The 26,601-nt window shown below is 72.3% G+C and carries 22 protein-coding genes; 8 read left to right on the top strand and 14 right to left on the bottom strand.

The features are described from left to right. Nucleotides 1–438: 438 nt before the first annotated feature. The 4 genes from purS to P3T27_RS01465 all read left to right on the top strand — a co-directional run bounded on the left by purS (nt 439) and on the right by P3T27_RS01465 (nt 4,517). A complete protein-coding gene (purS, locus tag P3T27_RS01480; RefSeq protein WP_045692676.1) occupies nt 439–693 on the top strand; it encodes a phosphoribosylformylglycinamidine synthase subunit PurS in 255 nt (84 codons plus the stop codon). Then, entirely contained in the window at nt 690–1,367 is a 678-nt protein-coding gene (gene purQ / locus P3T27_RS01475) for a phosphoribosylformylglycinamidine synthase subunit PurQ (protein WP_280673785.1), read from the top strand. The genes purS and purQ overlap by 4 nt, the downstream gene beginning before the upstream one ends. After that, nucleotides 1,367–3,622, top strand: coding sequence for a phosphoribosylformylglycinamidine synthase subunit PurL (gene purL / locus P3T27_RS01470; protein ID WP_280673784.1), 2,256 nt, complete (start codon nt 1,367–1,369; stop codon nt 3,620–3,622). The genes purQ and purL overlap by 1 nt, the downstream gene beginning before the upstream one ends. A 67-nt stretch (nt 3,623–3,689) precedes the next feature. Further along, nucleotides 3,690–4,517, top strand: a complete 828-nt coding sequence (locus P3T27_RS01465) for a maleylpyruvate isomerase family mycothiol-dependent enzyme (protein ID WP_280673783.1) — start codon at nt 3,690–3,692, stop codon at nt 4,515–4,517. 104 nt (nt 4,518–4,621) lie between these two features. Here P3T27_RS01465 and P3T27_RS01460 read toward each other — a convergent pair whose 3' ends face one another. Further along, the gene (locus tag P3T27_RS01460; RefSeq protein WP_280673782.1) at nt 4,622–5,416 is read right to left on the bottom strand and encodes a DUF3152 domain-containing protein; all 795 of its coding nucleotides are present in this window, start codon (nt 5,414–5,416) and stop codon (nt 4,622–4,624) included. A gap of 208 nt (nt 5,417–5,624) precedes the next feature. On the opposite strand from P3T27_RS01460, the gene P3T27_RS01455 reads away from it, so the two are divergent. After that, complete coding sequence (locus P3T27_RS01455) at nt 5,625–6,044, top strand: DUF3151 domain-containing protein (RefSeq protein WP_280673781.1); 420 nt, start codon at nt 5,625–5,627, stop codon at nt 6,042–6,044. Between the two features lie 108 nt (nt 6,045–6,152). Here P3T27_RS01455 and fbaA read toward each other — a convergent pair whose 3' ends face one another. Further along, nucleotides 6,153–7,175: a class II fructose-bisphosphate aldolase gene (fbaA, locus tag P3T27_RS01450; protein ID WP_280673780.1), complete on the bottom strand. Its 1,023-nt coding sequence runs from the start codon at nt 7,173–7,175 to the stop codon at nt 6,153–6,155. Between the two features lie 342 nt (nt 7,176–7,517). Between fbaA and P3T27_RS01445 the strand changes: the two genes are divergently transcribed. Next, entirely contained in the window at nt 7,518–8,243 is a 726-nt protein-coding gene (locus tag P3T27_RS01445) for a VTT domain-containing protein (RefSeq protein ID WP_280673779.1), read from the top strand. 124 nt (nt 8,244–8,367) lie between these two features. Here the strand turns inward: P3T27_RS01445 and pyrE are convergent, their stop codons facing one another. From pyrE to P3T27_RS01420, 5 genes are all read right to left on the bottom strand, one after another. Continuing rightward, a complete protein-coding gene (pyrE, locus tag P3T27_RS01440) occupies nt 8,368–8,904 on the bottom strand; it encodes an orotate phosphoribosyltransferase (protein ID WP_280673778.1) in 537 nt (178 codons plus the stop codon). Between the two features lie 31 nt (nt 8,905–8,935). Beyond that, nucleotides 8,936–9,958, bottom strand: coding sequence for a hypothetical protein (locus tag P3T27_RS01435; RefSeq protein WP_280673777.1), 1,023 nt, complete (start codon nt 9,956–9,958; stop codon nt 8,936–8,938). 335 nt (nt 9,959–10,293) lie between these two features. Then, entirely contained in the window at nt 10,294–11,934 is a 1,641-nt protein-coding gene (locus P3T27_RS01430; RefSeq protein ID WP_280673776.1) for a polyamine aminopropyltransferase, read from the bottom strand. Between the two features lie 139 nt (nt 11,935–12,073). Next, nucleotides 12,074–12,604 carry a DUF2617 family protein gene (locus P3T27_RS01425; protein WP_280673775.1) on the bottom strand — a complete coding sequence of 177 codons (531 nt, stop codon included), beginning with the start codon at nt 12,602–12,604 and terminating at the stop codon, nt 12,074–12,076. Between the two features lie 457 nt (nt 12,605–13,061). Continuing rightward, complete coding sequence (locus tag P3T27_RS01420) at nt 13,062–14,489, bottom strand: amidase (RefSeq protein WP_280673774.1); 1,428 nt, start codon at nt 14,487–14,489, stop codon at nt 13,062–13,064. A 92-nt stretch (nt 14,490–14,581) separates the two neighbouring features. Between P3T27_RS01420 and P3T27_RS01415 the strand changes: the two genes are divergently transcribed. Further along, entirely contained in the window at nt 14,582–15,166 is a 585-nt protein-coding gene (locus P3T27_RS01415; protein ID WP_280673773.1) for a TetR family transcriptional regulator C-terminal domain-containing protein, read from the top strand. A 25-nt stretch (nt 15,167–15,191) separates the two neighbouring features. On the opposite strand, the gene P3T27_RS01410 is transcribed toward P3T27_RS01415, so the two are convergent. The 7 genes from P3T27_RS01410 to P3T27_RS01380 form a co-directional block, all read right to left on the bottom strand. After that, nucleotides 15,192–16,352 (bottom strand): pyridoxal phosphate-dependent aminotransferase, encoded by a 1,161-nt coding sequence (locus P3T27_RS01410; RefSeq protein WP_280673772.1) that lies wholly within the window; start codon nt 16,350–16,352, stop codon nt 15,192–15,194. 683 nt (nt 16,353–17,035) lie between these two features. Next, nucleotides 17,036–17,581: a hypothetical protein gene (locus tag P3T27_RS01405; RefSeq protein ID WP_280673771.1), complete on the bottom strand. Its 546-nt coding sequence runs from the start codon at nt 17,579–17,581 to the stop codon at nt 17,036–17,038. Nucleotides 17,582–17,598: 17 nt separating this feature from the next. After that, on the bottom strand, nt 17,599–19,359 hold the full coding sequence (locus P3T27_RS01400) for an alpha/beta hydrolase (RefSeq protein ID WP_280673770.1): 1,761 nt from the start codon (nt 19,357–19,359) through the stop codon (nt 17,599–17,601). A gap of 4 nt (nt 19,360–19,363) precedes the next feature. Further along, nucleotides 19,364–19,765: a hypothetical protein gene (locus P3T27_RS01395; protein WP_280673769.1), complete on the bottom strand. Its 402-nt coding sequence runs from the start codon at nt 19,763–19,765 to the stop codon at nt 19,364–19,366. A gap of 694 nt (nt 19,766–20,459) precedes the next feature. Then, nucleotides 20,460–21,020, bottom strand: coding sequence for a YbjN domain-containing protein (locus tag P3T27_RS01390; RefSeq protein ID WP_280673768.1), 561 nt, complete (start codon nt 21,018–21,020; stop codon nt 20,460–20,462). Between the two features lie 301 nt (nt 21,021–21,321). Further along, entirely contained in the window at nt 21,322–23,928 is a 2,607-nt protein-coding gene (gene clpB / locus P3T27_RS01385; RefSeq protein ID WP_280673767.1) for an ATP-dependent chaperone ClpB, read from the bottom strand. 93 nt (nt 23,929–24,021) lie between these two features. Then, entirely contained in the window at nt 24,022–24,945 is a 924-nt protein-coding gene (locus P3T27_RS01380) for a LysR family transcriptional regulator (protein ID WP_280673766.1), read from the bottom strand. A 70-nt stretch (nt 24,946–25,015) separates the two neighbouring features. Between P3T27_RS01380 and P3T27_RS01375 the strand changes: the two genes are divergently transcribed. Beyond that, the gene (locus tag P3T27_RS01375; protein WP_280673765.1) at nt 25,016–26,134 is read left to right on the top strand and encodes a TDT family transporter; all 1,119 of its coding nucleotides are present in this window, start codon (nt 25,016–25,018) and stop codon (nt 26,132–26,134) included. The last annotated feature ends 467 nt before the right edge of the window (nt 26,135–26,601 follow it).

Below are 26,601 nucleotides of genomic sequence, written 5' to 3'. Positions count from 1 at the left end.
CGCTGGTCCGCGGGGTGCGTCCGGGGGCCTGATGTGCACCACTCGCGTAAGCGCATACGGGCAGGCCTGGTGGCCTGCCGGATACGCAGCACTTGCCGCGACAGGTGGCCCTATTCTGCACCCGAAGGGGGTCGAAATCGAAGAGTCCGGCATTCTTTTCCGGATATTCACGTGTCTTCGCCGGGATGCCGGATACCGGAGTGCCGACGGGTCGATCTGTCCCGGAGTGCCGTATTCGGGTGTTCTTCGGGTGTTCTCGTTCCGGGGGCCGAATCCACTGAAACCGGTCGGCCCGGGCGGGGGCCGGCGGGCCTGGATCCCTTGCCGCGTAAGGGTCTCGAGTCTACGCGCGTCGCCCTCCCCGGCCAGCAATCCTGCCCGAAACCCCCGGTAGTCTGGGGTTCCCCCGCCTCACCGAAGACACCACCGGGAGTGCCAGTGGCACGCGTCGTAGTCGACGTCATGCTCAAGCCGGAGATCCTCGACCCCCAGGGACAGGCGGTGCAGCGTGCACTGCCCCGCCTCGGATTCACCGGGATCGCCGACGTCCGCCAGGGCAAGCGTTTCGAGCTGGAAGTGGAGGGCCCGGTCGACGACGCCGCGCTCGCCCGTATCCGCGAAGCCGCCGAGACCTTTCTCGCCAACACCGTGATCGAGGACTTCACCGTCCGGGTCGAGGAGGCGGCGAAGTGACCACCCGCGTGGGCGTCGTCACTTTCCCCGGCTCCCTCGACGACCGCGACGCCCAGCGCGCGGTCCGTCTGGCCGGCGCCGAGCCGGTCGCCCTCTGGCACCGTGACAAGGATCTCCACCAGGTCGACGCCGTCGTCCTGCCGGGCGGATTCAGTTACGGCGACTATCTGCGCTGCGGCGCGATCTCCCGCTTCTCGCCGGTCATGGAGACCGTCATCGAGCAGGCGAAGCTGGGAATGCCGGTCCTCGGTATCTGCAACGGCTTCCAGGTGCTCTGCGAATCGCACCTGCTGCCCGGCGCGCTCACCCGCAACGACTCGCTGCACTTCGTCTGCCGCGACCAGAAGCTGCGCATCGAGAACGCCGGCACCGCGTGGACCCGGGATTACTCGGCGGGCCAGGAAATCGTCGTTCCGCTGAAGAACGGCGAGGGCCGGTTCGTCGCCGACGAGCACGTCCTGGACGAACTGGAGGCGGAGGGCCGGGTGGTCGCCCGTTACCTGGACGTCAACCCGAACGGTTCGTATCGCGACATCGCAGGCATCACCAACGCCGCCGGCAATGTCGTCGGCCTGATGCCGCACCCGGAGCACGCCGTGGAGCCGCTCACCGGTCCGACCGTCGAGGGCCTGGGCTTCTTCACTTCCGTCCTGAAGCAGCTGGTGAACGCCTGATGAGCCTCGACACCGTCAAGAACGCCGAGCAGACCCCGGACGTCGCCCAGCCCTGGGCCGAACTCGGCCTCAAGGAGGACGAGTACGCGCGCATCCGGGAGATTCTCGGCCGCCGCCCGACCGGCGCCGAACTCGCGATGTACTCGGTCATGTGGTCGGAGCACTGTTCGTACAAGAGCAGCAAGGTCCACCTGAAGCAGTTCGGTGACAAGAAGCCCGACTCGGACGCGATGCTCGTCGGCATCGGCGAGAACGCCGGTGTGGTCGACGTCGGCCAGGGCTACGCGGTGACCTTCAAGGTCGAGTCGCACAACCACCCGTCGTACATCGAGCCCTACCAGGGCGCGGCCACCGGCATCGGCGGCATCGTGCGCGACATCCTGGCGATGGGCGCCCGCCCGGTCGCCGTGATGGACCCGCTGCGGTTCGGTGCGGCCGACCACCCGGACACCCGGCGCGTGCTGCCCGGGATCGTCGCGGGCATCGGCGGCTACGGCAACTGCCTGGGCCTGCCGAACATCGGCGGCGAGGTCGTCTTCGACTCCTGCTACCAGGGCAACCCGCTGGTCAACGCGCTGTGCGTGGGCGTCATGAAGCACGAGGACATCCACCTCGCGCAGGCCTCCGGCGCCGGCAACAAGGTCATCCTGTACGGCGCCCGCACCGGCGGCGACGGCATCGGCGGGGTCTCGGTGCTCGCCTCCGAGACCTTCGACGACACCAAGCCGACCAAGCGCCCGGCGGTCCAGGTCGGCGACCCGTTCCAGGAGAAGCTCCTGATCGAGTGCACCCTGGAGATCTTCCGGGAGAAGCTCGTCAAGGGCATCCAGGACCTCGGCGGCGCCGGCCTGTCCTGCGCCACCAGCGAGCTGGCCTCGGCCGGCTCCGGCGGCATGCGGGTCGAGCTGGACACCGTGCCGCTGCGCGACACCACGCTCTCGCCGGAGGAGATCCTCATGAGCGAGTCGCAGGAGCGCATGTGCGCCATCGTCGAGCCCGACAAGGTCGACCGCTTCCTGGAGATCTGCGAGAAGTGGGACGTCATCGCCACCGTCATCGGTGAGGTGACCGACGGCGAGCGCCTGGAGATCTTCTGGCACGGCGAGCTCGTCGTCGACGTGCCGCCGCGCACCGTCGCCCACGAGGGCCCGACCTACCAGCGTCCGTACGCCCGCCCGAGCTGGCAGGACGCGCTGCAGGCCGACGCCCCCACCGGCGAGCGGCTGGCCCGCCCGACCACCGGCGAGGGCCTCAAGGCCGACCTGCTGAAGGTCGCCGGCTCCCCGAACCAGGCCTCCAAGTCCTGGATCACCGACCAGTACGACCGCTACGTGCTCGGCAACACCGTGCTCTCGGTCGGCGAGGACTCGGGCATGATCCGGATCGACGAGGAGACCAACCTCGGCGTCTCGGTCGCCACCGACGGCAACGGCCGTTACGCCAAGCTGGACCCGTACACCGGCGCCCAGCTGGCCCTCGCCGAGGCCTACCGCAACGTCGCGGCCGGCGGCGCCAAGCCGCTCGCGGTCTCCGACTGCCTCAACTTCGGCTCCCCCGAGGACCCGGACGTGATGTGGCAGTTCGCCGAGGCCACCCGCGGCCTGGCCGACGCCTGCCTGGTGCTCGGCACCCCGGTCACCGGCGGCAACGTCTCGCTGTACAACCAGACCGGCGAGGTCGCCATCCACCCGACCCCGGTGGTCGCGGTGCTCGGCGTCATCGACGACGTCACCCGGCGCACCCCGATCGCCTTCACCGAGGAGGGGCAACTGCTCTACCTGCTCGGTGACACCGCGGACGAGCTCGGCGGCTCGGCCTGGTCGCAGGTGGTCCACGACCACCTCGGCGGCCTGCCGCCCAAGGTCGACCTGGAGCGCGAGCGGCTGCTCGGCGACATCCTGATCGCCGCCTCGCGCGACGGCATGATCGACGCCGCGCACGACCTCTCGGACGGCGGCCTCGGCCAGGCGCTCGTCGAGAGCTGCCTCAAGGGCGGCCGCGGCGCGCGGATCATCGTGCCCGAGGGCATGGACCCGTTCGTCCTCCTGTTCTCGGAGTCGGCCGGCCGCGCCGTCGTGGCCGTGCCGCGCAGCGAGGAGCTCCGGTTCAACGACATGTGCACCGCGCGCGGCCTGCCGGCCACCCGCATCGGTGTCGTGGACGGCGAATCCCTGGACGTCCAGGGCCAGTTCACCGTCTCGCTGGCCGAGCTGAAGGACGCCCACACCGGCGTCATCGAGGCTCTGCTCGCCTGATCGCGGCGGCCCCGCGTGGGCGGACGGTTCGGTCGAACCGTCCGCCCCTCGGCGTATGTTGGGGCCCATGCCTCCCAAACCCCGTACGTACCAGCCCGCGAAGGTGATCGCCGCCCTGGTCGCGCAGGCCGGCGCGCTGCGTACCGCCGTCCACGAGCTCTGCGCCCGCCCGGACGCCGCGGAGCGGCTGGCCCGGCCGACCAGGCTGGGGGAGTGGACGGTCCGCGAGTTGCTCGCCCACCTCGCCGTCCAGATCGACTGGGTCCCGGCGCACGTCGACGATCCGCAGGAGGGCCGGCCGCCGCTGGACCTGCCGGGCTGGGTGGCCGCGGTCGGCACGGTCGCGCCGCTGCTCGACGAGCAGGCGCGGGCGACGGCCCGGGGCGAGTTCGCCGGGGATCCGGCCTCGGTGGCGCAGGCCTTCGACCGGGCCGCGAGCGGACTGGTCCAGCTGCTCTCCGCGGACGAAGTCCGGGACCCGCAGCGCCGGTTCGAGATCCGGCTCGGCTCGATGACGCTCGCCGACATGCTGGTGACCCGGCTGGTGGAGACCGTCGTGCACGCCGACGACCTGGCGGCGGCGCTCGGCCTCGACGGCTTCCCGCACGACCGACAGGCCGTCGCCGCCGTCACCCGGCTGCTGGCCGACGCCTTCGCCGAGCGCGCCCCCGGCGGCGCGGTCGAGCTGCGGATCCCGCCGTACGCCGTCGTGCAGGCCGTCGAGGGGCCCCGGCACACCCGGGGGACCCCGCCGAACGTGGTCGAGACCGATCCGCTGACCTGGATCCGACTGGCCACCGGCCGGGCGGACTGGGCGGCCGCGGTGGACGCCGCGGCGGTCTCCGCCTCCGGCGAGCGCAGCGACCTGCGGGCCTACCTGCCGGTGCTCGGGTAGCCGGGGCCGGGGCCGGTGCGCCGAGGCCTCGGCGGGGGCCCCGGCGGGGCGGCCTTGCGCAGCGGCTCACCGGTTCGCGGCGCTCCGGGCTACGGCGCTCCTGGCTACGGCACCGACGGTCCGCTCAGGTAGGTGCCGTTCTCCGAGTACGGCCAGGCGTTCGGCGCGCAGCCCTTGAGCCCGTAGATCTGCTGCATCATCGCGGGTGCCGGCTTGCCCGGGCCTGGGCAGCCCTCGTGCCCGTGGCCTATCCGGTGGCCGACCTCGTGGTTGACGATCAGCGCCCGGTACTCGTCGATCGGACCGCTGAACTGCGGTGAACCGGTGTTCCAGCGCTTGGAGTTGACGAGCACCTGGTTGCCGACGTTGCAGTTCACCTCGCCGTGGGTGTCCAGGCCGGAGGCGCCGCAGATCTTGTCCACGGTGGCCGGTGAGGCGATCTTCACGGTGAAGTCGTAGCCGCCGCCGGCGACCAGCTGGAAGCCGTTCTTGCGGTCGTTGGTCCAGCCGCGCTTGTCACCGAGGACGCCGTGGATCTGGGTGGCGGCGGCCGGGGCGTCGATGCCTATGCCGTCCTCGACCTCCACCCGGTAGCGGCGCACGTTGCCGCGTCCGACCGGCTGGGCGGTGGCGGGGGCGATGCTGAAGGTGCCCGCGCCCTTGGCCGGGCCCGGGTCGGGCGCGGTGGGCATGGGGGTGGGTTCCGGGGCCGGGGCGGGCGGCGCGCTCGGGGTGTCGGCCGCGGTCGGCGTCGGCGTGGCGGGCACGGGGGTCTGCTCGGCGGGCGGGGCGACCCGTGCCTGGGCGGTCGGCCCGGCGTCGGGCGCACCGGAGGAACGATTCAGCACGACCGCCGTACCGCCCAGCACCGCCACCGCCGTGACCAGTGCCGCGAGCATGCCAGGCCCGAGTCTGCGCCGCTGCCGTCGGCGTCGGCGGCCGCCCTGGGTGTTCCTGCGTCGGGCGGCGGATCGGGCTGCGGGCACGATCGACACCCTGGCATGGCGAACGGGTGAATGTCCACATACCGGGTATGCAGGCACCGTCACCCGGTGCCGAACCCGGGAGGGCGGTTGACCCCAGCGCCTCGGGTGGCAGACTGCCTGCATGGCGATTCACCGGAATCTTCTCGACGGCCCCGACCCGACCCTTCTCCCGGAGGACGAGCAGCCCTACCGCATGCTGGCGGAGGAGTCGGCCTCACCCACCCAGGTGGCCGCCGACTTCCCGACCTTCTGCCTGGCCTGGGCGATGCTCGCCGACGACGCCTACGCGGCCGGCCGCTACGTCGAGTCCTACGCCTACGCCCGCACCGGCTACCACCGCGGCCTGGACGCGCTGCGCCGCAACGGCTGGAAGGGCCACGGGCCGGTGCCGTGGGAGCACCGCGGGAACCGCGGCTTCCTGCGCTGCCTGGCGGCGCTCGCACGGGCCGCCGGCGCGATCAAGGAGACCGAGGAGGAGGCCCGCTGCTGGCAGTTCCTGAAGGACAGCAGCGCGGAGGCGTACGCGGAGCTGAAGCAGTAGCAGTAGCAGTAGCAGTAGGAGACCCACACACGTGTGCCCCCCGGTGGACTCACCGGGGGGCACCTCCGCGTTCGCACGGTGGCCGGGCTCTCAGCCCGGCCACCGGGCTCACTTCAGGCGGTTGCCGGCCGAGCGCAGCTGCTGCGCGGCCTCGACCACGCGGGAGGCCATGCCCGCCTCGGCGAGCTTGCCCCAGGTGCGCGGGTCGTAGGTGCTCTTCTTGCCGACCTCGCCGTCGACCTTCAGCACGCCGTCGTAGTTGCGGAACATGTGGTCCACGACCGGGCGGGTGAAGGCGTACTGGGTGTCGGTGTCCAGGTTCATCTTCACGACGCCGTTCTCCAGCGCGGTGGCGATCTCCGCCGCGGTCGAGCCCGAGCCGCCGTGGAAGACGAAGTCGAACGGGTCGGTCTTGCCGTACTGCTTGCCGATCGCGTCCTGCAGCTCGCGCAGCAGCTCCGGCTTCAGCACGACGTTGCCCGGCTTGTAGACGCCGTGCACGTTGCCGAACGAGGCGGCCAGCAGGTAGCGGCCCTTCTCGCCCAGGCCCAGCGCCTCGGCGGTGCGCACGGCGTCGTTGACGGTGGTGTACAGCTCGTCGTTGATCTCGTGCGTGACGCCGTCCTCCTCGCCGCCGGTCGGGGTGATCTCGACCTCAAGGATGATCTTGGCGGCGGCGGCCTGGGCCAGCAGCTCCTGGGCGATGGCCAGGTTGTCGGCGAGGGTCTCGGCCGAGCCGTCCCACATGTGCGACTGGAACAGCGGGTTCTGGCCCTTGGCCACGCGCTCGGCGGAGATCGCCAGCAGCGGGCGGACGTAGCCGTCCAGCTTGTCCTTCGGGCAGTGGTCGGTGTGCAGCGCGACGGTGATGTCGTACTTGGCGGCGACGATGTGCGCGAACTCGGCCAGCGCCACGGCGCCGGTCACCATGTCCTTGTTGTGCTGGCCGCCCAGGAACTCCGCGCCACCGGTCGAGATCTGGATGATGCCGTCGCTCTCGGCCTCGGCGAAACCACGCAGTGCGGCGTGCAGGGTCTGCGACGAGGTGACGTTGATGGCCGGGTAGGCGAACTTGCCCGCCTTGGCCCGGTCCAGCATCTCGTTGTAGACCTCGGGAGTTGCGATGGGCATGCGATCCGCTCCTGTCGGGTTGCGGCGTACGGACGGTGCTGTCCGACGCTGTGTACGCCTTCGGTACGACTCCGTGCCGGCCGCCGACGCGCGGCGCTGCGGTGTGGCTCTCCGGCACCAAGGTTCGAGGCGACCTCCGCGGTACGGCGATGAGGGTGGTGTGCCGCTGCGGACCGGACGCCTGGGCCATCTTCCCAGACTCGTGCCCGCAGGTCAGCAGGAGCCCGCCAGTCGGACCGTCGCCGCCGGCGGTGCGGACCGCCCCGCGTGCGACGCCGGGAGGACACCGGATCCACCCGCTGGGCGAAGCCTTCGTACAGGACGGCCCGCTATCCTGCGCCCGTGGACTACAACCTGCTGGCCGTCAACCTGCTCGACGCCAAATCACTGATCTCGTCCCTCGGCGCCATCGGGCTGATCGCGATCATCTTCGCGGAGACCGGCCTGCTGGTCGGGTTCTTCTTCCCGGGTGACTCACTGCTGATCATCGCGGGCGTCGCCGCCTCGAACGCCGCCTCGTCGGTGCTCGGCGACGGCGCCAAGCTGCCGATCGCCGTCCTGCTCATCGGGACCCCGGTGGCCGCGATCGCCGGCGCCCAGCTCGGGCACCTGATCGGGGTCAAGGTCGGGCCGAAGATGTTCGACAAGCCCGATTCGAAGATCTTCCGGCGCGAGTACGTGCTGAAGGCGGAGGAGTACTTCAACAAGTTCGGGCCCGGCAAGGCCGTGGTGCTGGCCCGCTTCATGCCGATCGTCCGCACCTTCCTCAACCCGGTCGCCGGCACCCTGGAGATGCCCGCCAGGACGTTCTTCCTGTGGAACGTCATCGGCGGTGTGCTCTGGACCGAATCCATGCTGCTGATCGGCTACTTCTTCGGCGACGCGCTCGCCCCGGTGATCGACAAGTACCTGATCCCGGCGGTGCTGCTGATCGTCCTGCTCTCGGTCTCGCCGATCCTGATCGAGGTCCTGCGCGAGCGCAAGAAGAAGAAGGCCGGTGGCGGGGAGAGCGCCGACACCGACACCGACACCGTGCAGAGCGGCGGCGGCCGCCACCGGCGGGGCTGAGCACCGGGGCTTCCGGGCACATGCCGAGGGGCCGGGTCCTGTTTCACGTGAAACAGGACCCGGCCCCTCGTGTGTGTGTCAGGCGTCTGTGCGCCGGGCCGTCCGTGCGTCGGGCCGACCGGGCTCAGAGGCCCAGGTCGTCCAGGGTGTACGCGGTCACGTAGGGCAGGCCCTGCGCCTCGACCGCGGCCGCGCCGCCGCGCTCCACGATCACCGCGACGCCGACCACCTCGGCGCCCGCCTCGCGCAGCGCCTCGACGGCGGTCAGCACCGAGCCGCCGGTGGTGGAGGTGTCCTCGACCGCCAGCACCCGGCGGCCCTTGACCTCCGGGCCCTCGATCCGGCGCTGCAGGCCGTGCGCCTTGCCCGCCTTGCGGACCACGAAGGCGTCCAGTTCACGCCCGCGCGCGGCGGCGGCGTGCAGCATCGCGGCGGCCACCGGGTCGGCGCCCAGGGTCAGACCGCCGACGGCGTCGTACTCCAGGTGCGAGGTCGCGTCCAGCATCACCCGGCCGACCAGCGGGGCGGCCTGGCCGTCCAGCGTGATCCGGCGCAGGTCGACGTAGTAGTCGGCCTCCTTGCCGGAGGAAAGGGTGACCTTGCCGTGCACGACGGCCTTGTCCTTGATCTGTGCCAGCAGGGCGTCGCGGTCGTTGCTCATGAGCGTTCAGTCTAGTCCGCTCCTGGGTCGGTCAGCGGCGACGCAAGGCCCTGACCAGCACCACGGCGCCGCCCAGCAGGGCCACCCCGCCGCCGATCACCCACGGCACGGCGCTCCGGCCGCCCGAACCCGGCACCACGATCCCGCCGGCCTCGCCGCCCCAGCGGGACGCCGCCCGGGCCCGGGCACTGCGGGCCGGCAGCGCCGGGGCGTACCGTCCGCGCGGCGGGGCGTGGTCCACCTCCTCGGCCGACCGCCCGACGATGCTGCGGCGCACCGGGCCGCCGCCCGCCGGCTCGTCCTCGTACTCGAACAGCGGCTCGGCGGGGAGCTCCTCGGCGACGCCCTCCTCGTGTCCGTCGTCGCCGGTGGCGCCGGTGGGCAGGCCGAAGCGCTCGGCGTCGGCGTCGGAGAAGGCGATCAGGTCGGACAGGTCGTCGTCGAGGTCGTCGCCGGGCTGGTCCTGGTGCTCCTCGATGAAGACCACGTCGGCGTCGTCGGCGTCGTCGGCGCTGTCGGTGTCCGCGTCGGTGTCGGCCGTGGTGTCGGCGTCGGTGCCTGTCTCCGGGTCGCCCTCGCCCTCGCCGTCGCTCTCCGGCTCCTGCTCGGCGTCCGGGGAGGCGAGCGCGGCGGCGAAGCGGTCCAGCAGCCGGCGGCCGGTGGCGTCGAGGGTCTCCTCGTCGAACTCGGTGAGCCGGCCGGTGGCGCTCAGGTCACCCGTGAAGCGGACCACCGCGGTACCGTCCTCGGCGCCGTCCGCGACGCTGACCCGGACGGTGGCGGTCGCCTCGCCGCTGCCGCGGGCCTCCTGGCCCTCGGCGAACACGGTCAGCACGCCCTCGCGCCCCTCGATCAGCGACAGCACGCCCTTGTAGGTGATGGTGGAGCCGCCGATGCGCAGCTTCAGCCGGCCGCCGATCTCCTCCGCCGGCCCGGCACCGACCGCGGCCGGTTCGGTGCTCAGCCCCGGCACGCTACGGGCCAGCAGAGCCGGATCCTGCAGGGCCTGCCGCACCAACTCGGCGGACATCGGGACGACAACCTCATGCTCCATGCCACGGAGCCTACCGACCCAACCCCGCACGGTCCCCACCTACCGCCACCCGACTTCCCCGTCCCGCCCCCGGCGGCCTCGGCGCGCCCCCGGCCGGCACCTCCTGCTGCCGGACAGCCCCGGGTCGCCGTGGCGGGCACCGGCCGCCGCCTCATCGGGCTCGCTCGGTGGGGGCCGTCGGGGTCTCGCGCCACGTACGCCCCCGGGCCGCCGTGGCGCTCCCGCCCGGCCGCCGTTCCGTCGGTGCCGCCGCGCGGCCGCTCGGCACCTCCCGCCGCCCGCCGCCGGGCCGTCGTGGCGGGCACGCCGCCGCCTCACACGCCTCCGTCCTGCCCTCAGCGGGGCCCGAGCAGGGTGAGGGCGGCCGGGGGGCGGGCGGGGCGGAGAGCGGTGAGGCGGGTGGCCGAGCTGAGGAGGCCGTCGGGGGTGAGGGCGCGGGGCGGTGGCGCGTCGGGGGCGAGGGCGAGCGGGGGTTGGGCGGCGGCCGCGAGGAGGAAGTTCTGGGCGGTGTCCGGCGGGTCGGCGCGGCAGCTCGCGGTGGCGCCGCCCTGGACGGCGTACGGGACGGTCTGCAGCCCCGCCGTCCGCAGGCCGGACTCGATCTGCCAGAGGCCACCCACGTCGCCGCCGCCCCGGACGGCGACGCGGCCGCCGGGGGAGAGCAGCCGGGTGGCGAGGCCGTAGAACTCCTGGGAGTGGAAGGTGACCGGTCCGCCGTCGGTGGGTGCGGGCAGGTCGGCGAGCACCACGTCGTAGGTGCCGTCGGCCGTGGCGGCGCCGCTGCGCAGCCAGGCCATCGGGTCGGCGGCGGTGGTGTGGACCCGGGGGTCGTCGAGGGAGTGGCCGGTGAGGGCGGCGAGTCCGGGGTCGGTGCGGGCGAGCCGGGGCAGTGCGGGGTCGGCGTCGACGAGCCGGACGGAGCGGACGCCGCGGTGCCGGAGCGCCTCGCGGAGGGCGAGCCCGTCGCCGCCGCCGAGGAGCAGGATCCGGGCGTCCGGTCCGGCGGCCATCGCCGGGTGGACCAGGGCTTCGTTGCCGCGGTACTCGTCGGGTCCGCAGACGGCGAGCCGTCCGCCGAGGTAGAGCCGGAGCGGGCCTTCGGCCGGGCCGGTGAGCACGATCTCCTGGTAGTGGCTGCGGGTGGCGAAGCGGACCTGGGCGCCGTAGAGGGCGTGCCGGGCGGAGCGTTCGATGGCGTCGGAGCCGGCGGCGGCCGCGGCGAGCAGGGCGAGGACGAGCGCGCAGCCGCCCCAGAGCAGGAGTCGTATCCGGGGGGTGGGTTCCTCGCGGAAGAGCCAGAGCACGACGGCGGCTCCGGCGACGGCGTTGACGGCGCCGGTGACGAGGGCGCCGGTGCCGGGTCCGAGGCCGGGGAGGATGAGGAAGGGGAAGGCGAGGCCGCCGATCAGCGCGCCCACGTAGTCGGCGGCGAAGAGGTCGGCGGCGGCGCGTCCGGCGTCCTCGCGCCGGATCCGCTGGATGAGGGTCATCAGGAGCGGGATCTCGGCGCCGATGAGGATGCCGATGAGGCAGGTAAGGCCGACCATGGCGGCCTGGTAGCGGCCGATCCAGGCCCAGCAGGAGTAGAGCGCGAGGACGGAGAGGCCGCCGGTGAGCGCGAGGGCGCATTCGACCAGGGCGAAGGCGGTGGCGGGCCGTCGGGTGAGGCGTTTGGCGAGGAGTGAGCCGAGGCCCATCGCGAACACCATGACGGAGAGCACGACGGAGGTCTGGGTGACCGAGTCCCCGAGCAGGTAGTCGCCGAGTGCCACGAGTTCGAGTTCGTAGACGAGTCCGCAGGCCGCGCAGACGAACGCGGCCAGCAGGACGGTCAGGCGGGCCAGCCGGGGGTGGGAGCGCAGCCGGGACCGACGGCGGGCGGGCAGGGGGGCGAGGCTCCGCGCGGGCCGGGGTGGGGCGCCGTCGTCGAGGTCCACTCGCGAGCGGGCGGGTGGACCGGCCGGATGGTTGATCACGAACAAACGCTAGGGGACGTTCGGGACGGATAGCTGCGCCCATTCGACGGACAGTGCAGAACGCCGCATTGACGAACCGTTCCTGCGTACGATTCATAGGCCGTAGTCGGATCGGCCCCCTTGGTCGGATCGGCGGCCGTCATGCTTCGGGCACCACCAGCGAGGACCGGGTGCAGACCAGTTGGCCCTCCTGCGGGTAGGCGTGCCAGGTGCGCCAGAGCAGCCGGTCCGCGCCGCCCTGGGTGACCAGCGCGGTGAAGGCGCTCGGGTCGCCCGGGAACACCCCGGCCAGGCCGCGCGGGTGCCCCTCGACCAGGGCCAGCAGTTCCTGGGCGCGGGCCGCGAAGTCGTGCGGGGGCAGTGCCTCGATCCGGGCCGCGAACTCGTACTCCCAGCCGCCGACCTGCTTGGCCACCCGGGCCGGCAGCGGGGTGCGACGGCCGGGCAGGCAGGCGACGGTCTCCAGGCACCTGCCCGGGCCGGCGGCGATCACCACCTGGTGCGAAGCGCCCAGCAGCCGCAGCTGGAGGGTGCCGGACGTGCCCGGGCGGCCGCCGCCGTCGAGTCTCAGGTCGCGGACCGCGAGAGCGGGCAGCGGTTCGCCGCCCAGGCACCAGGCCAGGTCACCGGCGCGGGTGTCCGTGTAGGAGGTCTGCAGTGTGGTGAGCATGCTCGGCTCCGCGTTTCAGCTCCGTGCGCGCCCGCCGAGCAGCATCGAGTACGCCTAGGCGATGGCGAGGCTGTTCGTGGCTGTGCGGCCCTGGGCGCGGCCGACCGTGGAAGGAAGGATTCCGGCTGGAGATTCAGCAGCAGAGAAGCACGAATACGCCGGGTCCGTCGGTGATTTACCCAACTTTGTCAAGCATTCACTGTTTCGAGCGCGCCTGCTTCGCGGCTCTGATCGAGCCGGTGTGCGACTCTGCACAGCGCGCGCCCCTTTCGCTGAATCGTGCGCCGTGCACGCTGGGAGTGCGCCGTGCGCTCGCCTCGCGCGCCGCCGCCCTGCACGCGCCGGGCGGGCAGGGCGGTCGGAGCGTTCCGGAGAGGTCGGCAGAATTGCCTCACGGGCATCAATCTGGCATAGGTGCCAGGCGAGTTGAGGCAAATTCAGCCCGCTCGCCGGGCCATCATTGTTCCCCCCGCGGCCGGGGGTCGATCGGCGCGAGGACCCCGAGCCGGTCCTCGACCGCCTGGGCCGCCTCCAGGCACAGGTCCTCCCGGAACGCCCGTCCGACGAGCTGCACCCCGGTCGGCAGGCCGTCGGCCAGGCCGGTGGGCACCGCCACCGCGGGCAGCCCCGCGAAGCTGGTCGCCTCGCACAGCCGCATCGCCGTGCGGACCAGCTCCCGCCCCGCCGCGTCCCGGGACTCGACGCCCGGTTCGACCGGTGGTTCGGTGAACACCGGTCCGAGCAACAGCGGGTACTCGTCCAGGAATTCGGCCCAGGAACGGCGGATGCCCAGCCAACTCCCCATCAGCTGCATGAGTTCGGCGGCCGTCGCGGGCGGGGTCCGGGCCATCGTCAGCTCGATGAAGCGGTCGCCGCCCGGGCCGAGCAGGGTGCGTACGGAGGGCCACATCGGCGCGAACTCGGTCATGACGATCCGGTCGTACACGTCCAGGGTCTCGTCGATCCGTGGGACGTCCGCCACCTCGCGCACGTCGTACCCGGCGTCCCGCAGCGCCGCCGCCGCGCGTTCGATCGCGGCCCGGACCGTCGGGTGGACGCCGTGCCCGCCCGGGTCCGCCACGACCGCGACCTTCACCGGCCCGGGCAGCGGCTCGCCGTAGCGCGGCAGGGGCAGGGCCCGCGGATCGCGTGGATCGGGGCCGGCCAGCACCTCGTAGGCGAGCCGCAGGTCGGCGATGCTCCGGGCGAGCGGGCCGTCGGTGACCAGCCACTGCGAGGCCGGGCCCGGGTCCTGCGGCCCGAACGCGCGGTGGTCGGCGGGGAAGCGGCCGGTGGACGGCTTCAGCCCGGCGACCCCGCAGAACGCGGCCGGGACGCGGATGGAGCCGCCGGAGTCGTTGCCGAGCCCGAGTGCGGCCAGGCCGGTCGCGACGGCCGCGCCGTCGCCGCCGCTGGACCCGCCCGGGGTGCGGCCGCGGTCCCACGGGTTGGCGGTGTCCCCGTACAGCTCGCTGCGGGTGTGCATCCCGGCCAGGATCATGGTGGGCATGTTGCTGTGCCCGATCGGTACGGCCCCGGCCGCGCGGAGCCGGGCGACCGGGGGAGCGTCGGCCCGCGCCACCAGGTCGCGGAAGCGCGGCACCCCGAAGGTGGTCGCCACCCCCTCGACGGCGGTGGTCTCCTTCACCGTGAACGGCACGCCCGCCAGCGGGCCGGGCTCCTCGCCCGCGGCCCGCGCCCGGTCGAGCCGCCGCGCCTGCGCGCGGGCGCGCTCCGCCAGGACCTGGGTGACGGCGTTGACCTGCGGGTTCACCGCACCGATCCGCTCCAGGTGGCTGTCGAGCAGCTCGACGGCCGAGACCTCTCCGCTGCGTACCGCCGCCGCCTGCGCGGTGGCCGTCAGGCGCCACAGGGCGTCCGGCATGATGTGCTCCCCTCTTCGTACCGATGCACTCGTATCGGTACCGTAGTCTGGGAACCGATACGAGCGCATCGAATAAACCGGAGGCGGGGCCCGTGCCCAGACAGGTGGACCACGAGAGCCGGCGCCGGCGGATCGCCGAGGCCGTCTGCCGGCTCGCCGACGAGCGCGGCCTGGAGGGGGTGACCCTGCGCGACGTGGCCGACCGCGCGCAGGTCTCGGCCGGCGCCGTCCAGCGCTGCTTCCGGACCAAGGACGAGATGCTGCGCTTCGCCCTCGGCTACGTCGGCGAGCGGATCACCGCCCGGGTCCGGACGCCCCCCGCCGCCGACCCGGCGCCCACGGCCGCCGCCGCCCTGGCGCACGCGGCCACCGAGGTGGCGCTGCTCGGCGAGGGGCAGCGCTCCGAGGCGCGGGTCTGGCTGGCCTTCGTCGCCCAGGCCGCCGTCGACGAACGGCTGGCCGGGCCGCTGAACGCCGACTACGCCGCCCTGGAAGGCCTGTTCACCCGGCTGATCGCCGAGGCGTCGCCGACCGCCGGCCCGGACGCCGTCCGGGCGGCCAGGACACTGCTCGCCCTGGCCGACGGGCTCACCACGCACGTCCTCGTCGGCCGCCTCACCGCCCCCGAGGCCCGGGCGATCCTGCACGCCCACCTGGCTGGTCCAGGGCGGGTCTGACCGTTCCCGCCGGCCGGCCGTCGGATCAGAGGCGCTGCAGCCGTGACACCGCCTCCTCCAGCACGGAGTCCTTCTTGCAGAAGGTGAAGCGGACGAGGCTGCGGCCGGCCTCGGCGTTGTCGTAGAAGACGGCGTTGGGGATGGCGACGACGCCGCAGCGCTCGGGCAGGGAGCGGCAGAACTCGATGCCGTCCTTCTCGCCGAGCGGGGTGATGTCGGTGGTGATGAAGTACGTGCCCTCGGGGGTGAACGCCCGGAAGCCGGCCGAGGTGAGGCCGTCGGCCAGCAGGTCCCGCTTGCGGAGCAGGTCGGCGCGGAAGCCGTCGAAGTAGTCGTCGGGGAGGCGGAGGGCCTCGGCGACGGCGTACTGGAAGGGGCCGGCGCTGACGTAGGTGAGGTACTGCTTGGCGGTGCGGACGGCCGAGACCAGGGCCGGGCTCGCGGTGACCCAGCCGACCTTCCAGCCGGTGAAGGAGAAGGTCTTGCCGGCGGAGGAGATGGCGACGGTGCGTTCGCGCATGCCGGGCAGGGCGGCGATGGGGTGGTGGGTGGCGCCGAAGACGAGGTGCTCGTAGACCTCGTCGGTGACGACCAGGAGGTCGTGTTCGACGGCGATGGCGGCGATGGCGGCCAGCTCGTCGGCGGTGAGGACGGTGCCGGTGGGGTTGTGCGGGGTGTTGATCAGCAGCAGCCGGGTGCGCGGGGTGATCAGGGTGCGCAGTTCGTCCAGGTCGGGGCGGAACGAGGGCGCGCGCAGGGTGAGCGGGACGCGGGTGGCGCCGGCCATGGCGATGCAGGCGGCGTAGGAGTCGTAGAAGGGTTCGAGGGCGATCACCTCGTCGCCGGGCTCCAGCAGGGCGAGCAGGGTGGCGGCGATGGCCTCGGTGGCGCCGGCGGTGACCAGCACCTCGGTGTCCGGGTCGTACGTGAGGCCGTGGAAGCGCTGCTGGTGCTCGGCGATGGCGGTGCGCAGCTCGGGGATGCCGGGGCCGGGCGGGTACTGGTTGCCGTGGCCCTCGCGCAGGGCCCGTACGGCCGCCTCGCGGACCTCCTCGGGCCCGTCCGTGTCGGGGAACCCCTGGCCGAGGTTGATCGAGCCGGTGGCCGTGGCCAGGGCGGACATCTCGGCGAAGATCGTCGTGCCCATCCCGGCCAGTCGGCGGTTCAGCAGCGGCCTGGTTCCCATGCGAAGGCTCCTCACGGCTCGTAGTCAGGGCCATCCTCTGATGACTGGCGAGTGATGGACAAGCATCTGCAACCCGCCTGAAGCAGTAGTCCAGTTGGTGTCGCAGCCGGACCGACGGCGGTCCGGGCAGATGGGATCACCGCCGCCAAGGTCGAACGGCTGGTTGGGGGAGAGGCGTGTGAACCAGTGCACGACCACGACGAAGGCAGGAACTCGCTGCCGCAACGAGCTGATGCCCTGGTACGGCATTGGCGAGCACCCAGGGGTGTGCGCACGGCACGCCACCGCCGAGTGGACCGCCGCATCGACCGCGGCGCTTGATGTGCCCCTTGACGTTGCGAGTGCGGATCCCGCCGCCCCGTTTCCAGACGTGTCCATCACGCCCCAGTGCCTTATCTGCCCCGTCTCGGTTGGCTGGGTTGCCAAGATCCGCGGCACGAACGAGTGGTACGTGTACGCGCGTACGTTTCTCAGCCGAAGCGGCCAGCCGTATGGCTGGCCGCTTCGGCCTCTACGGGTGTCGCGAGATCGGCCCGTACGGGAAGTTCTCGTGCTTCTTCGTGGTCAAGGGGCTGTTCCGCCGCCGAGTGGAGCTGGTGGCACCGGAGACAGCCGCGCGTATGGCCCGCCGGTTGGGCCCACGGAGCGCCGACTCCCAGCCGACCCGGGCGGGCTCGGCGGTATCAGTGTGACCAGTAGGAGTCGTCGACCGTCGCGCACTCCGCCTTGACGGACTCCGGTGGCCCCTGCGCGAATCCGCCTGAGCCGTCGGGCTCGGTGGAGTCGGCGACATCGACCACGGAGACATGCAGCTCGGCACAGCCGTCCGCGCCCATCAGGAACTGGAGGTGCTGCTGCGAATCCTTCACCTCCAGCAGCCGCTGCTCACGTCGAACCGCGTACCCCTTCGCGGTCCAGAGCTTCTGTACCTCGTCGAGCCGCTCATTCTGCTTCCCCGGCCCGATCCGGACCCGGCCCCATTGCTCGGCCAGCAGTTCCGCGCGGCCGGTCTTCTTGCATCCCTGGGTACCGCAGAACCCAGTGGTGTCGGCCAGGCTGTAGTACCTCGCTTCGGTCCACTGGAGCCCCGGGTGGAAGGCCCCCGCGACGTCGGCGAGCTCGGCCTCGATCCGGTGCTGCGCCTGCTCGACCGGCACGGTGGGTTCCTCGGGCTCCGGCCAGGCGTACCAGCCGACCAGGAGCGCCAGCAGTACCCCTGGCACGGTCATGCGCCATACCGTGGCCCTCACCTCGGATCCTCCCGGGTGATCGTGTTCCCGTGGCCGCTCACGATCTTCCCGATGTTGGGGAGCGAGTCGCCGCCCTTGTCGTGCTTCCCGAAGTAGTTGTCGTGGGAGTCGGTCACGGTCCCGTCCGCCACTGAGAAGCGCTGCGCGCCGAAGCTCTGGCTTGCCGGGTCTGTGCCGTGCCACAACCCGTCGGGATTCGTGATCGCCTCGTACGCAGCCCAACCGGGAACGAACATCCCGGGGGCCGGTGCGGCCGCGACGGGATCGTACTTGGCCGTGCCGACGTACACGTGATCCGCGCCGACCCCGAGCTGTGACGCCTTGTCCACCCCGACACCCGGGCTGCCGACCAGGACGATGTCGTCGACGGGCAGGCCACCGGGCTGCCGGGTCGCTTTCCCGACCACCAGGGAGCCGTAGCTGTGCCCCTGCGCGGTCATGTGCGCCGGCACCCCCTCGTGAGTGGCCCGGAGTCCGGTCAGGAACTTCTGGTACGCGGCCCCGCCCTCCTCCGCCCGGTCCTGCATGAGCACCGAGGAGCCGGAGCCCTCCAGCTGCGGGGCGTCGTACCCCAGCCAGAACACGGACGCGACGCTCGGGGGCACGTCACCGTTGGCCGTCGCAGCGGTCGTGGCTGACTGGTAGACGCGCTTCGCCGTGGAGGCGTCGCCCGCTCCGACGCCTGCCAGAGTGCTGTTCAGCCCGGGCACCAACGACGAGACGTTCTTGGCCTTGTCCGGGTCGCCCCAGGACAGGATCGCGCGGCCCTGCCCCTGATCGCCGATGCCCAGCAACAGCAGCGGCGGGTCGGAGTTCGGCCCGCCACCATCGTCGAATTTGCCGTCGAGCCGCTTCTGAATGTTCTGGAAGCCGGCGAGCTTCTCCTTGAGGGCGTCGCGCTTGCGCTTCCACTCCGTGTAGTCGGGGTTCTCCACGGGCCCGCCGTTGGTCTCGGCGACGCTCAGCATCTTCTTCGGCTCGGGGCCGAGGTCGGCGAGTTGGCGCTGGCGGTCCTGGATCAGGTTCTTCAGGTTGGTCCGGTTGGCCTGGTCGCGGGCGACGGCGGGGATGCCGTCGAGGTTGCCGATCTGGTCCGGGTGGTTGAGGATCATCCGCTGCTGCTGGTCGTCGGTCAGGCCGTTCCACCAGGCCTTGACGCTGTTCGGGTCGGTGCCTGCGGCAGGGATCTGTTGGAGCGCGTTCGCGGCGTCCGTGTCGGCCTTCGCCGTGGCGGAGTCGAGGCCGGTGCCGCTGCTCGCGTTGGTGGCGAGGTGGGCGAGCCGGGCGCTGATGGTCTGGTCCGTGTGGTCGGCCTCGTTGAGCGCGGCGGTGATCCGGGCCTGGATCTGCTTGGCCTGGTTCTCGGCGTCGGTGCCGGCGAAGTTCGCGGAGTTCGGGTCCTTGTCCCAGGTGATCCCGCCGTCGGCGGCGACGGTCAGTTTGTGGGTCTTGGCGTCGTCGAGGGCGCTGATCAGGTGCGACTGGGCGGCGGCGAAGCCGTCGTAGGCGTCCTGCAGGGCCCTGCTGACGAGGCCGATCTCCTGCTGGGCGGCCTGGAGCTCGTTCTCCAGGAGCTGGATCCGGGCCTGGGCGTGGCCGGCGGCGGTGCCCGTCCACTGGGAGCGGTTCAGCCGGTCGACGACCTCGCTCTGCCAGTTGTCCTTGTGCTGGCCGAAGGCGGTGGCCAGGGTGTCGAAGGCGTTCTTCGCGGTGGTGATGCCGATGACGTCGGCGTCGTGAAGGGTCTTGATGTCCATTGGGCTACTCGGCCGCCTTCGCGCTGGCGGGCTTCACGGGGCCCGGCACGACGGTCGTGCCGAAGGGGTCCGGCTCGTCCGGGATCGGTGCGGCCGGGTTCCTCATGCTCGTGTGGACGTCCTTCTCGACCTGGCGGTAGTAGGCGGCCGATGCGGCGAGCTTGGTACCGACGTCGCCCATGTCGCCGCCGAGTTTGTCCAGCAGCGTCTTCCAGTTCGTGCCGCAGTTCGTGATGGCGGCGGCGGAGAGGAAGCCCTGCAGGCCGGAGGCGGCCTGGCTGCACGGATCGGTGATCTTCGCGGTCTCGCCCGGTATGAGACCGCCTATGTGCTGGGCGCTCTGTCCGCAGCCGTCCAGCTCGGCCGGATTGACCTTGAACTCCAAGGCCAGATCAGGATCCGCCATGTGTTCCCCCCTGTAGCCGGCTCACGGGCGCTGCCCGTCGCCCGCATTCCCCCCCAGAAATGATTACTGTCGGATAGTAATCGGTTGCTCCTGGCTGCGATCGGCGGACCCGGGCGCTGGCATGCACTTTCCGAGACCCAGCGGGTGGACCTTGTTCAGGACGCGGACATCCTGGAGCAGACCGACACCAGCGCCGATCCAAGTGAGGGTTGACTGAGGAACATGGGCGGCGGATCCGGGGGACTCTCTTGGCGGCGTCCTCGAACCCTGTGGTTCAGCAGATGCCGCTCTCGGCCTTCAACCAAGGCATGGGAGCGTTCGCAGGCTGACCTGGCACCTCGGCAGGGCCACCGCATTCGTCCTCAGGTCGCCAGCGAATAGGTAGCCGAGCAGGGCTTGACCCAGCCGACCTTCCAGCCGGTGAAGGAGAAGGTCTTGCCGGCGGAGGAGATGGCGACGGTGCGTTCGTGCATGCCGGGCAGGGCGGCGATGGGGTGGTGGCCAGCGCCGACATCTCGGCGAAGATGGTCGTGCCCATGCCCGCCAGCCTGCGGTTCAGCAGTGGCCTGTTACCCATCGGTGGCTCCTCACGCGTCGTCGTCGGCCCCATCCTGGACAGCCGGGGGCCGGGGACAAGGACGGCCCGACCACCTGGGGCCAAGTGGTCGGGCCGTGCTCGCGTGCCGGGAAGGGGTCAGGCCTCGTTGGTGCCCTCGGGGGTCCCACCCTCGCCGTCCTCGCCCTCGATGTCGTTCTGCAGGCCGAGGCGCTCGACGATCCACTGCTCGAAGCCGACGGAGGCCTGGGTCCAGTTGGCGGTGGTGGTGACGAAGTAGTCCAGGTTGACGCCGGTGCCGACGATCATCTGGGCCTCGCCGATCAGGCGGACCACGCCGTCCTCGTGGGTGTGGGTGTAGACCTTGGGCCAGAGGGTCTCGCGGTTCCACTCGTCGATGAGGTCGAGGATCTCGCCCTTCTTCTCCAGCGGGTACGCGCGGTCGTAGAACGCGCGCACCGCGAAGAGCTCCTTCTGCTCGCCGCGGAACATGTAGTAGACGCGGAAGCCCTCCCAGGGGGCGGTGAGGTCGCCCTCTTCGTCCACGACGTGCTTGAGCTGCATCTGGTCCAGCAGCTGGGTGACCAGGCCCTGGTCCGGGACGATGATCGGCGGCGGGCCGGCCGGCCGCCCCTGGCCGCCGGGCTGACCGCCCTGGGGGGCGCCGAACGACGGGATGGACGACGGGTCGATGCTCATGGGGGTCCTCTTCCTCAGTGCACGTGGTGGCCGGCAATGAGAGGCCGCCCTTTCCACCTCCCATCCTGCCTCATTCGGGGCTCGCCTCACAGGGGCACCCGGGCACGCGTCGATCTTCGATCGGGGCGTTCCGACGCCTGGTGGACGGGGCTTTGGTGACGGAGAGTGTCCGGTCGGGTGGCGTTCGGGCGAGGGTGTCGGTCGGCCCGTCCGCCGGCGCATCGCGCCTCAACTGTGCGGTGCCACACAGAGGTTGTCCGGGCCGCCCGCTCGACTGTGCGGGCGGCCCGGACCTGCGGCGCTACTTCTCCAGCGGGCCGCGACTGCGGATGGTGAGTCGGTCGCCTTCCTCGTCCCGATCGACCAGGACGGTGTCCCCGTCGTGCACCTGGCCGGACAGGATCGCCCGGGCCAGCTGGTCGCCGATCGCGGACTGGATGAGCCGGCGCAGCGGTCGGGCGCCGTACGCCGGGTCGTAGCCGGTGAGGGCCAGCCAGTCGCGGGCGGCCTCGGAGACGTCCAGGGTGAGCCGCCGCTCGCGCAGCCGCTCGCCGAGGCGGGCCACCTGGAGGTCGACGATCCGGCTCAGTTCGGCGGTGCCCAGCGGGTCGAAGACCACGATGTCGTCCAGCCGGTTGAGGAACTCGGGCTTGAACGTCGCCCGGACGGAGTCCAGCACCAGGGACTTCTTGCGGTCCTCCGGGATGGCCGGGTCCACCAGGAACTGACTGCCCAGGTTGGAGGTCAGGATCAGGATCGCGTTGCGGAAGTCCACCGTGCGGCCCTGGCCGTCGGTGAGCCGGCCGTCGTCCAGCACCTGGAGCAGGACGTCGAAGACCTCGGGGTGGGCCTTCTCCACCTCGTCCAGCAGCACCACGCTGTACGGGCGGCGGCGGACCGCCTCGGTGAGCTGGCCGCCCTCCTCGTAGCCGACGTACCCGGGCGGGGCGCCTACCAGGCGGGAGACCGAGTGCTTCTCGCCGTACTCGCTCATGTCGATCCGGACCATGGCCCGCTCGTCGTCGAACAGGAAGTCGGCCAGGGCCTTGGCGAGTTCGGTCTTGCCGACGCCGGTGGGGCCGAGGAAGAGGAACGAGCCGGTCGGGCGGTCCGGGTCGGCGATGCCGGAACGGGTACGGCGCACCGCGTCCGAGACCGCCTGCACGGCCTCCGCCTGGCCGATCAGGCGTCGGCCCAACTCCTCCTCCATGCGCAGGAGTTTGGCGCTCTCGCCTTCCAGCAGGCGGCCGGCCGGGATGCCCGTCCAGGAGGCGACCACGTCGGCCACGTCGTCCGGGCCGACCTCCTCCTTCACCATCGAGGCGGAGGCGTCCTGGTCCGCGGCGCGCTCCTGGGCGTCGGTGAGCTCCTTCTCGGCGGCCGGGATCTCCGCGTACATCAGCTTCGACGCCCGCTCGAAGTCCCCGTCGCGCTGGGCCCGTTCGAGCGCGCCGTGCAGGTCGTCCAGCCGCTCCTTGAGCTCGCCGACCCGGTTGAGGCTCTTCTTCTCCTGTTCCCAGCGCGCGTTCAGGGCGCTCAACTGCTCGTTCCGGTCGGCGAGATCGCGCCGCAGCCGGGCCAGCCGGTCGATCGAGGCGGCGTCCGACTCCTTCTCCAGGGCCAGCTCCTCCATCCGCAACCGGTCGACGGAGCGCTGGAGTTCGTCGATCTCGACCGGGGAGGAGTCGATCTCCATCCGCAGCCGGGAGGCCGCCTCGTCGACCAGGTCGATCGCCTTGTCCGGCAGGAAGCGGGAGGTGATGTAGCGGTTGGACAGGGTGGCCGCGGCGACCAGCGCGGCGTCCGCGATCTGCACCTTGTGGTGCGCCTCGTACCGGCCCTTGAGGCCGCGCAGGATCGCGATCGAGTCCTCCACGCTGGGCTCGCCGACCAGCACCTGCTGGAAGCGGCGCTCCAGGGCCGGGTCCTTCTCGATCCGCTCGCGGTACTCGTCCAGCGTGGTGGCGCCGACCATCCGCAGCTCGCCGCGGGCCAGCATCGGCTTGAGCATGTTGCCGGCGTCCATCGCGGAGTCGCCGCCGGCGCCCGCGCCGACCATGGTGTGCAGCTCGTCGATGAAGGTGACGACCTGGCCGTCGCTCTGCTTGATGTCGTTCAGGACGGCCTTCAGCCGCTCCTCGAACTCGCCGCGGTACTTGGCGCCGGCCACCATCGCGCTGAGGTCCAGCGCGACCAGCCGCTTGCCGCGCAGCGACTCCGGCACGTCGCCGGCGACGATGCGCTGGGCGAGGCCCTCGACCACGGCGGTCTTGCCGACGCCCGGCTCGCCGATCAGCACCGGGTTGTTCTTGGTCCGGCGGGAGAGCACCTGGACCACCCGGCGGATCTCCTGGTCCCGGCCGATCACCGGGTCGAGCTTGCCGTCCCGGGCGGCCTGGGTCAGGTCGGTGCCGTACTTCTCCAGCGCCTTGTAGGTGCCCTCCGGGTCCGGCGAGGTGACCCGGCCGCTGCCGCGCACGTCCTTGAACGCGGCGAGCAGCGCCTTGGCCGTCGCGCCCTGCTGCACCAGCAGCTCGGCGACCGGCCCGCCCTCGGCGGCCAGGCCGACCAGCAGGTGCTCGGTGGAGACGTACTGGTCGTCCAGGTCGTCGGCCCGCTTGCCGGCCTCGGTGAGCACCGCGAGGGTGTCCCGGGCGAGCTGCGGCGCGGCGACGGTCGAGCCCATCGCCGTGGGCAGGGCGGCCAGCTGGCGGCGCGCCTCGGCGTCGATCCGGGTGACGTTCGCCCCGACGGCCTCCAGCAGCGGCCGGGCGATGCCCTCGGGCTGCTCCAGCAGGGCGATCAGGATGTGCACCGGCTTGACGTCCGGGTTTCCGTCCGCGCCCGCCTGCCGGATCGCGGCGGACAGGGCGTCCTGCGTCTTGGTGGTGAACTTGCTGGCGTCCACTGCTGGGGGATCCTCCCTCGTTGTCCTTCAGTGCTGCTACCTACAGCATGCACTAAGTTGAGTCTATTACGCTCAAGTTTTCACCTCGCGTTCTCAGGACCGCTTCGACCCGGGCGTCCGGCGGGTCAGCACCAGCAGCTCCCGGGCCGGCCCGCTCGGCCGCTGCCCGGGCGGCCACACCGCGCGCAGCGGCCGCCGCAGGTCCAGCCCCTCCGCCAGCGGCACCGCCACCAGCCGCCGGGTGGCCAGCTCCTCCACCACCGCCAGTTCGCTCAGGCAGACCGGCCCGGCCCCGGTCATCGCCGCCGCCTTCAACGCGGTGGTCGAGGCCAGCTCCAGCCGGGGCCGCACCGCGCCCCCGTACGGCGCCAGTGCCATCTCCAGCACCTCCCGGGTGCCGGAGCCCGACTCGCGCAGCACCAGCGGGGTGGCGGCCAGCTCGGGCCCGGTCAGCGGCGTCCGGCGGCGCGCCCACGGGTGGCCGGGCGCCACCACGACCACCAGCCGGTCCGCCGCCACCACCGCGCCGGCCAGCCCGGGCGGGGTGGACGGGCCCTCGACGAAGCCGAGGTCGGCGTCCCCGGCCAGCACGTGCCCGGCGACCTCCGCCGAGTTCGCCGTCCGCAGCGTCACCGACGTCCCCGGACTGACCTCGGCCAGCGCCAGCAGCCAGCCCGGCATCAGGTACTCGGCGACGGTCAGGCTGGCCACCACCCGCAGCTTGGCGTCCCGCCGCTCGCGCAGCGCGTCGATCCCGGCGTCCAGCGACTGGGCCGCTTCCACCACCTGCCGGGCCCACTCGACCACCAGCCGGCCCGCCTCGGTCGGCTTGCTGCCCCGCGGGGAGCGCTCCAGCAGCGGGACGCCGACCTGCCGCTCCATGCCCTTGATCCGGGCGCTGGCGGTCGGCTGGCTGACGCCCAGCTCGGCCGCCGCCCGTCCGACGCTGCCCAGCCGGGCCACCGCGAGCAGCAGCTCCAGGGCGCCGAGCTCGGGGACACGGGGGGAGAGGGCCATAGGTTCAGGCTATGTCCTCATAGAGCCCGCGGCGCTACCGGAGCCCCGCCCGGATCGGCACGGTGGAACCATGTCCACCTTGGCCGATGCCCGCCCGCTCGCCCGCCCCGCGCTGAACTCCCGCCTCGCCCGCCTCGATCTCGCCCAGCTCGGCCCCAACTGGTACGCCGCCGTCATGGGCACCGCGATCCTGGGCAACGGCGCCGCCGTCCTGCCGGTCCGGCTGCCCGGGCTCACCGGCTTCGGCGAGGTGATGTGGGCGCTCGGACTCGCCGCCCTGCTGGTGCTGGGCGCGGCCCGGCTGGTCCACCTCACCCGGCACCGCGAGGCCGCCCGCACCCAACTGCTGGACAACCCGGCCACCGCCGTCTTCTACGGCTGCCCGCCGATGGCCCTGCTCTCGGTCGGCCTCGGCACCCTGCTGCTCGGCTCCCGGGTGATCGGCACCGGCCCCGCGGTGGCCGTCGACGCCGTGCTGTGGGGCGTCGGCACCCTGTACGCGCTGGCCGTCGCCGGCGGCATCCCGTACCTGATGATCACCCGGCACCCGATCTCCGCCCTGGAGGCCAACCCGACCTGGCTGCTGCCGGTGGTCGCCCCGCTGGTCGCCTCCGCCACCGGCCCGGCGCTCATCCCGCACCTGCCAGCCGGGCCGGCGCAGCAGGCGATGCTGTACGGCTGCTGGGCCCTCTTCGGGGTCGGCCTGCTGGCCACCCTGGTGCTGCTGCCGGTGGTCTTCACCGGGCTGTTCCACAGCAAGCTGCCCACCCTGGTGCTCACCCCCTCGCTGTTCCTGGTGCTCGGCCCGCTCGGCCAGTCCGTCACCGCCGTCCACCAACTCGCCGATGCCGCCCGGCCGGTGCTGCCCACCCTGGCGCCCGCCATGCTCCCCTTCGCCGAGCTGTACGGCGTCGCGGTGATCGGCGTCGCGATGCTCTGGCTGGCCGTCGCGCTCACCGCCAACCTGCGTGCCCGCCGGGCCGGGATGCCGTTCGCGATGACCTGGTGGGCGTACACCTTCCCGATCGGCACCTGCGTCACCGGCGCCTCCGCGCTCGCCCGGCACACCGGGTTCGGCGGCTTCACCGCGCTCGCCGCCGGGCTCTACCTGCTGCTGGCCGTCGCCTGGGTGTTCGCCGCCGGCGGGACGGCCGCCGGGCTCGCCCGCGGGCGGCTGCTGGCGCGCTGAGCACGCCGCCGTTGCAGGAACCCGCCCCGCAACCTGACCGTACGCAGCCAACCGACCGTACGGGCGGGATCCGCCCACCCACCCCGCTGGCCTCGGCCTTTACCGGAACCCGGCCCACCGCTCGGCCCGCCCCGCCCAGCCCCCCGTGCAGATAGCTGCAATTGCGCGAACATGCACTCGGGCGCCACTTGTTCACCGGCCGTCACGCTGTGAGGGTGGGAGTCACGCCAGGCCGTCCGGGCACCGCAGCCCGATGGTGGCGACTTGCTCTTCGGAACTGACTGCAGGTGCAACGACCCGTACCTGTGGAACGGGGGGGAAGAGCGCCGGCCGGGGCGCCATGTGTGGTGATGGCCCCCGGAACCGGAGCCGTCGAGGCGTTGCTGCTCCGCCTCGACGGAAGGCGCCAGGCCATGGCGTGGCGACGGCGGCCCCCGGACGCCCCGGAGTGCGACGGCACCCGGCCC

The organism is Kitasatospora sp. MAA19, assembly GCF_029894125.1.
Classification (GTDB): domain Bacteria; phylum Actinomycetota; class Actinomycetes; order Streptomycetales; family Streptomycetaceae; genus Kitasatospora.
This window is presented reverse-complemented; position numbering and strand designations above follow the sequence as displayed.

What these genes read in the sequence shown, in the direction of transcription:
- purL (WP_280673784.1), top strand. Translation starts at nt 1,367, where the DNA reads ATGAGCCTCGACACCGTCAAGAACGCCGAGCAGACCCCGGACGTCGCC.
- P3T27_RS01465 (WP_280673783.1), top strand. Translation starts at nt 3,690, where the DNA reads ATGCCTCCCAAACCCCGTACGTACCAGCCCGCGAAGGTGATCGCCGCC.
- P3T27_RS01460 (WP_280673782.1), bottom strand. Translation starts at nt 5,416, where the DNA reads ATGCTCGCGGCACTGGTCACGGCGGTGGCGGTGCTGGGCGGTACGGCG.
- P3T27_RS01455 (WP_280673781.1), top strand. Translation starts at nt 5,625, where the DNA reads ATGGCGATTCACCGGAATCTTCTCGACGGCCCCGACCCGACCCTTCTC.
- fbaA (WP_280673780.1), bottom strand. Translation starts at nt 7,175, where the DNA reads ATGCCCATCGCAACTCCCGAGGTCTACAACGAGATGCTGGACCGGGCC.
- pyrE (WP_280673778.1), bottom strand. Translation starts at nt 8,904, where the DNA reads ATGAGCAACGACCGCGACGCCCTGCTGGCACAGATCAAGGACAAGGCC.
- P3T27_RS01435 (WP_280673777.1), bottom strand. Translation starts at nt 9,958, where the DNA reads ATGGAGCATGAGGTTGTCGTCCCGATGTCCGCCGAGTTGGTGCGGCAG.
- P3T27_RS01425 (WP_280673775.1), bottom strand. Translation starts at nt 12,604, where the DNA reads ATGCTCACCACACTGCAGACCTCCTACACGGACACCCGCGCCGGTGAC.
- P3T27_RS01420 (WP_280673774.1), bottom strand. Translation starts at nt 14,489, where the DNA reads ATGCCGGACGCCCTGTGGCGCCTGACGGCCACCGCGCAGGCGGCGGCG.
- P3T27_RS01410 (WP_280673772.1), bottom strand. Translation starts at nt 16,352, where the DNA reads ATGGGAACCAGGCCGCTGCTGAACCGCCGACTGGCCGGGATGGGCACG.
- P3T27_RS01405 (WP_280673771.1), bottom strand. Translation starts at nt 17,581, where the DNA reads ATGACCGTGCCAGGGGTACTGCTGGCGCTCCTGGTCGGCTGGTACGCC.
- P3T27_RS01400 (WP_280673770.1), bottom strand. Translation starts at nt 19,359, where the DNA reads ATGGACATCAAGACCCTTCACGACGCCGACGTCATCGGCATCACCACC.
- P3T27_RS01395 (WP_280673769.1), bottom strand. Translation starts at nt 19,765, where the DNA reads ATGGCGGATCCTGATCTGGCCTTGGAGTTCAAGGTCAATCCGGCCGAG.
- P3T27_RS01390 (WP_280673768.1), bottom strand. Translation starts at nt 21,020, where the DNA reads ATGAGCATCGACCCGTCGTCCATCCCGTCGTTCGGCGCCCCCCAGGGC.
- P3T27_RS01380 (WP_280673766.1), bottom strand. Translation starts at nt 24,945, where the DNA reads ATGGCCCTCTCCCCCCGTGTCCCCGAGCTCGGCGCCCTGGAGCTGCTG.
- P3T27_RS01375 (WP_280673765.1), top strand. Translation starts at nt 25,016, where the DNA reads ATGTCCACCTTGGCCGATGCCCGCCCGCTCGCCCGCCCCGCGCTGAAC.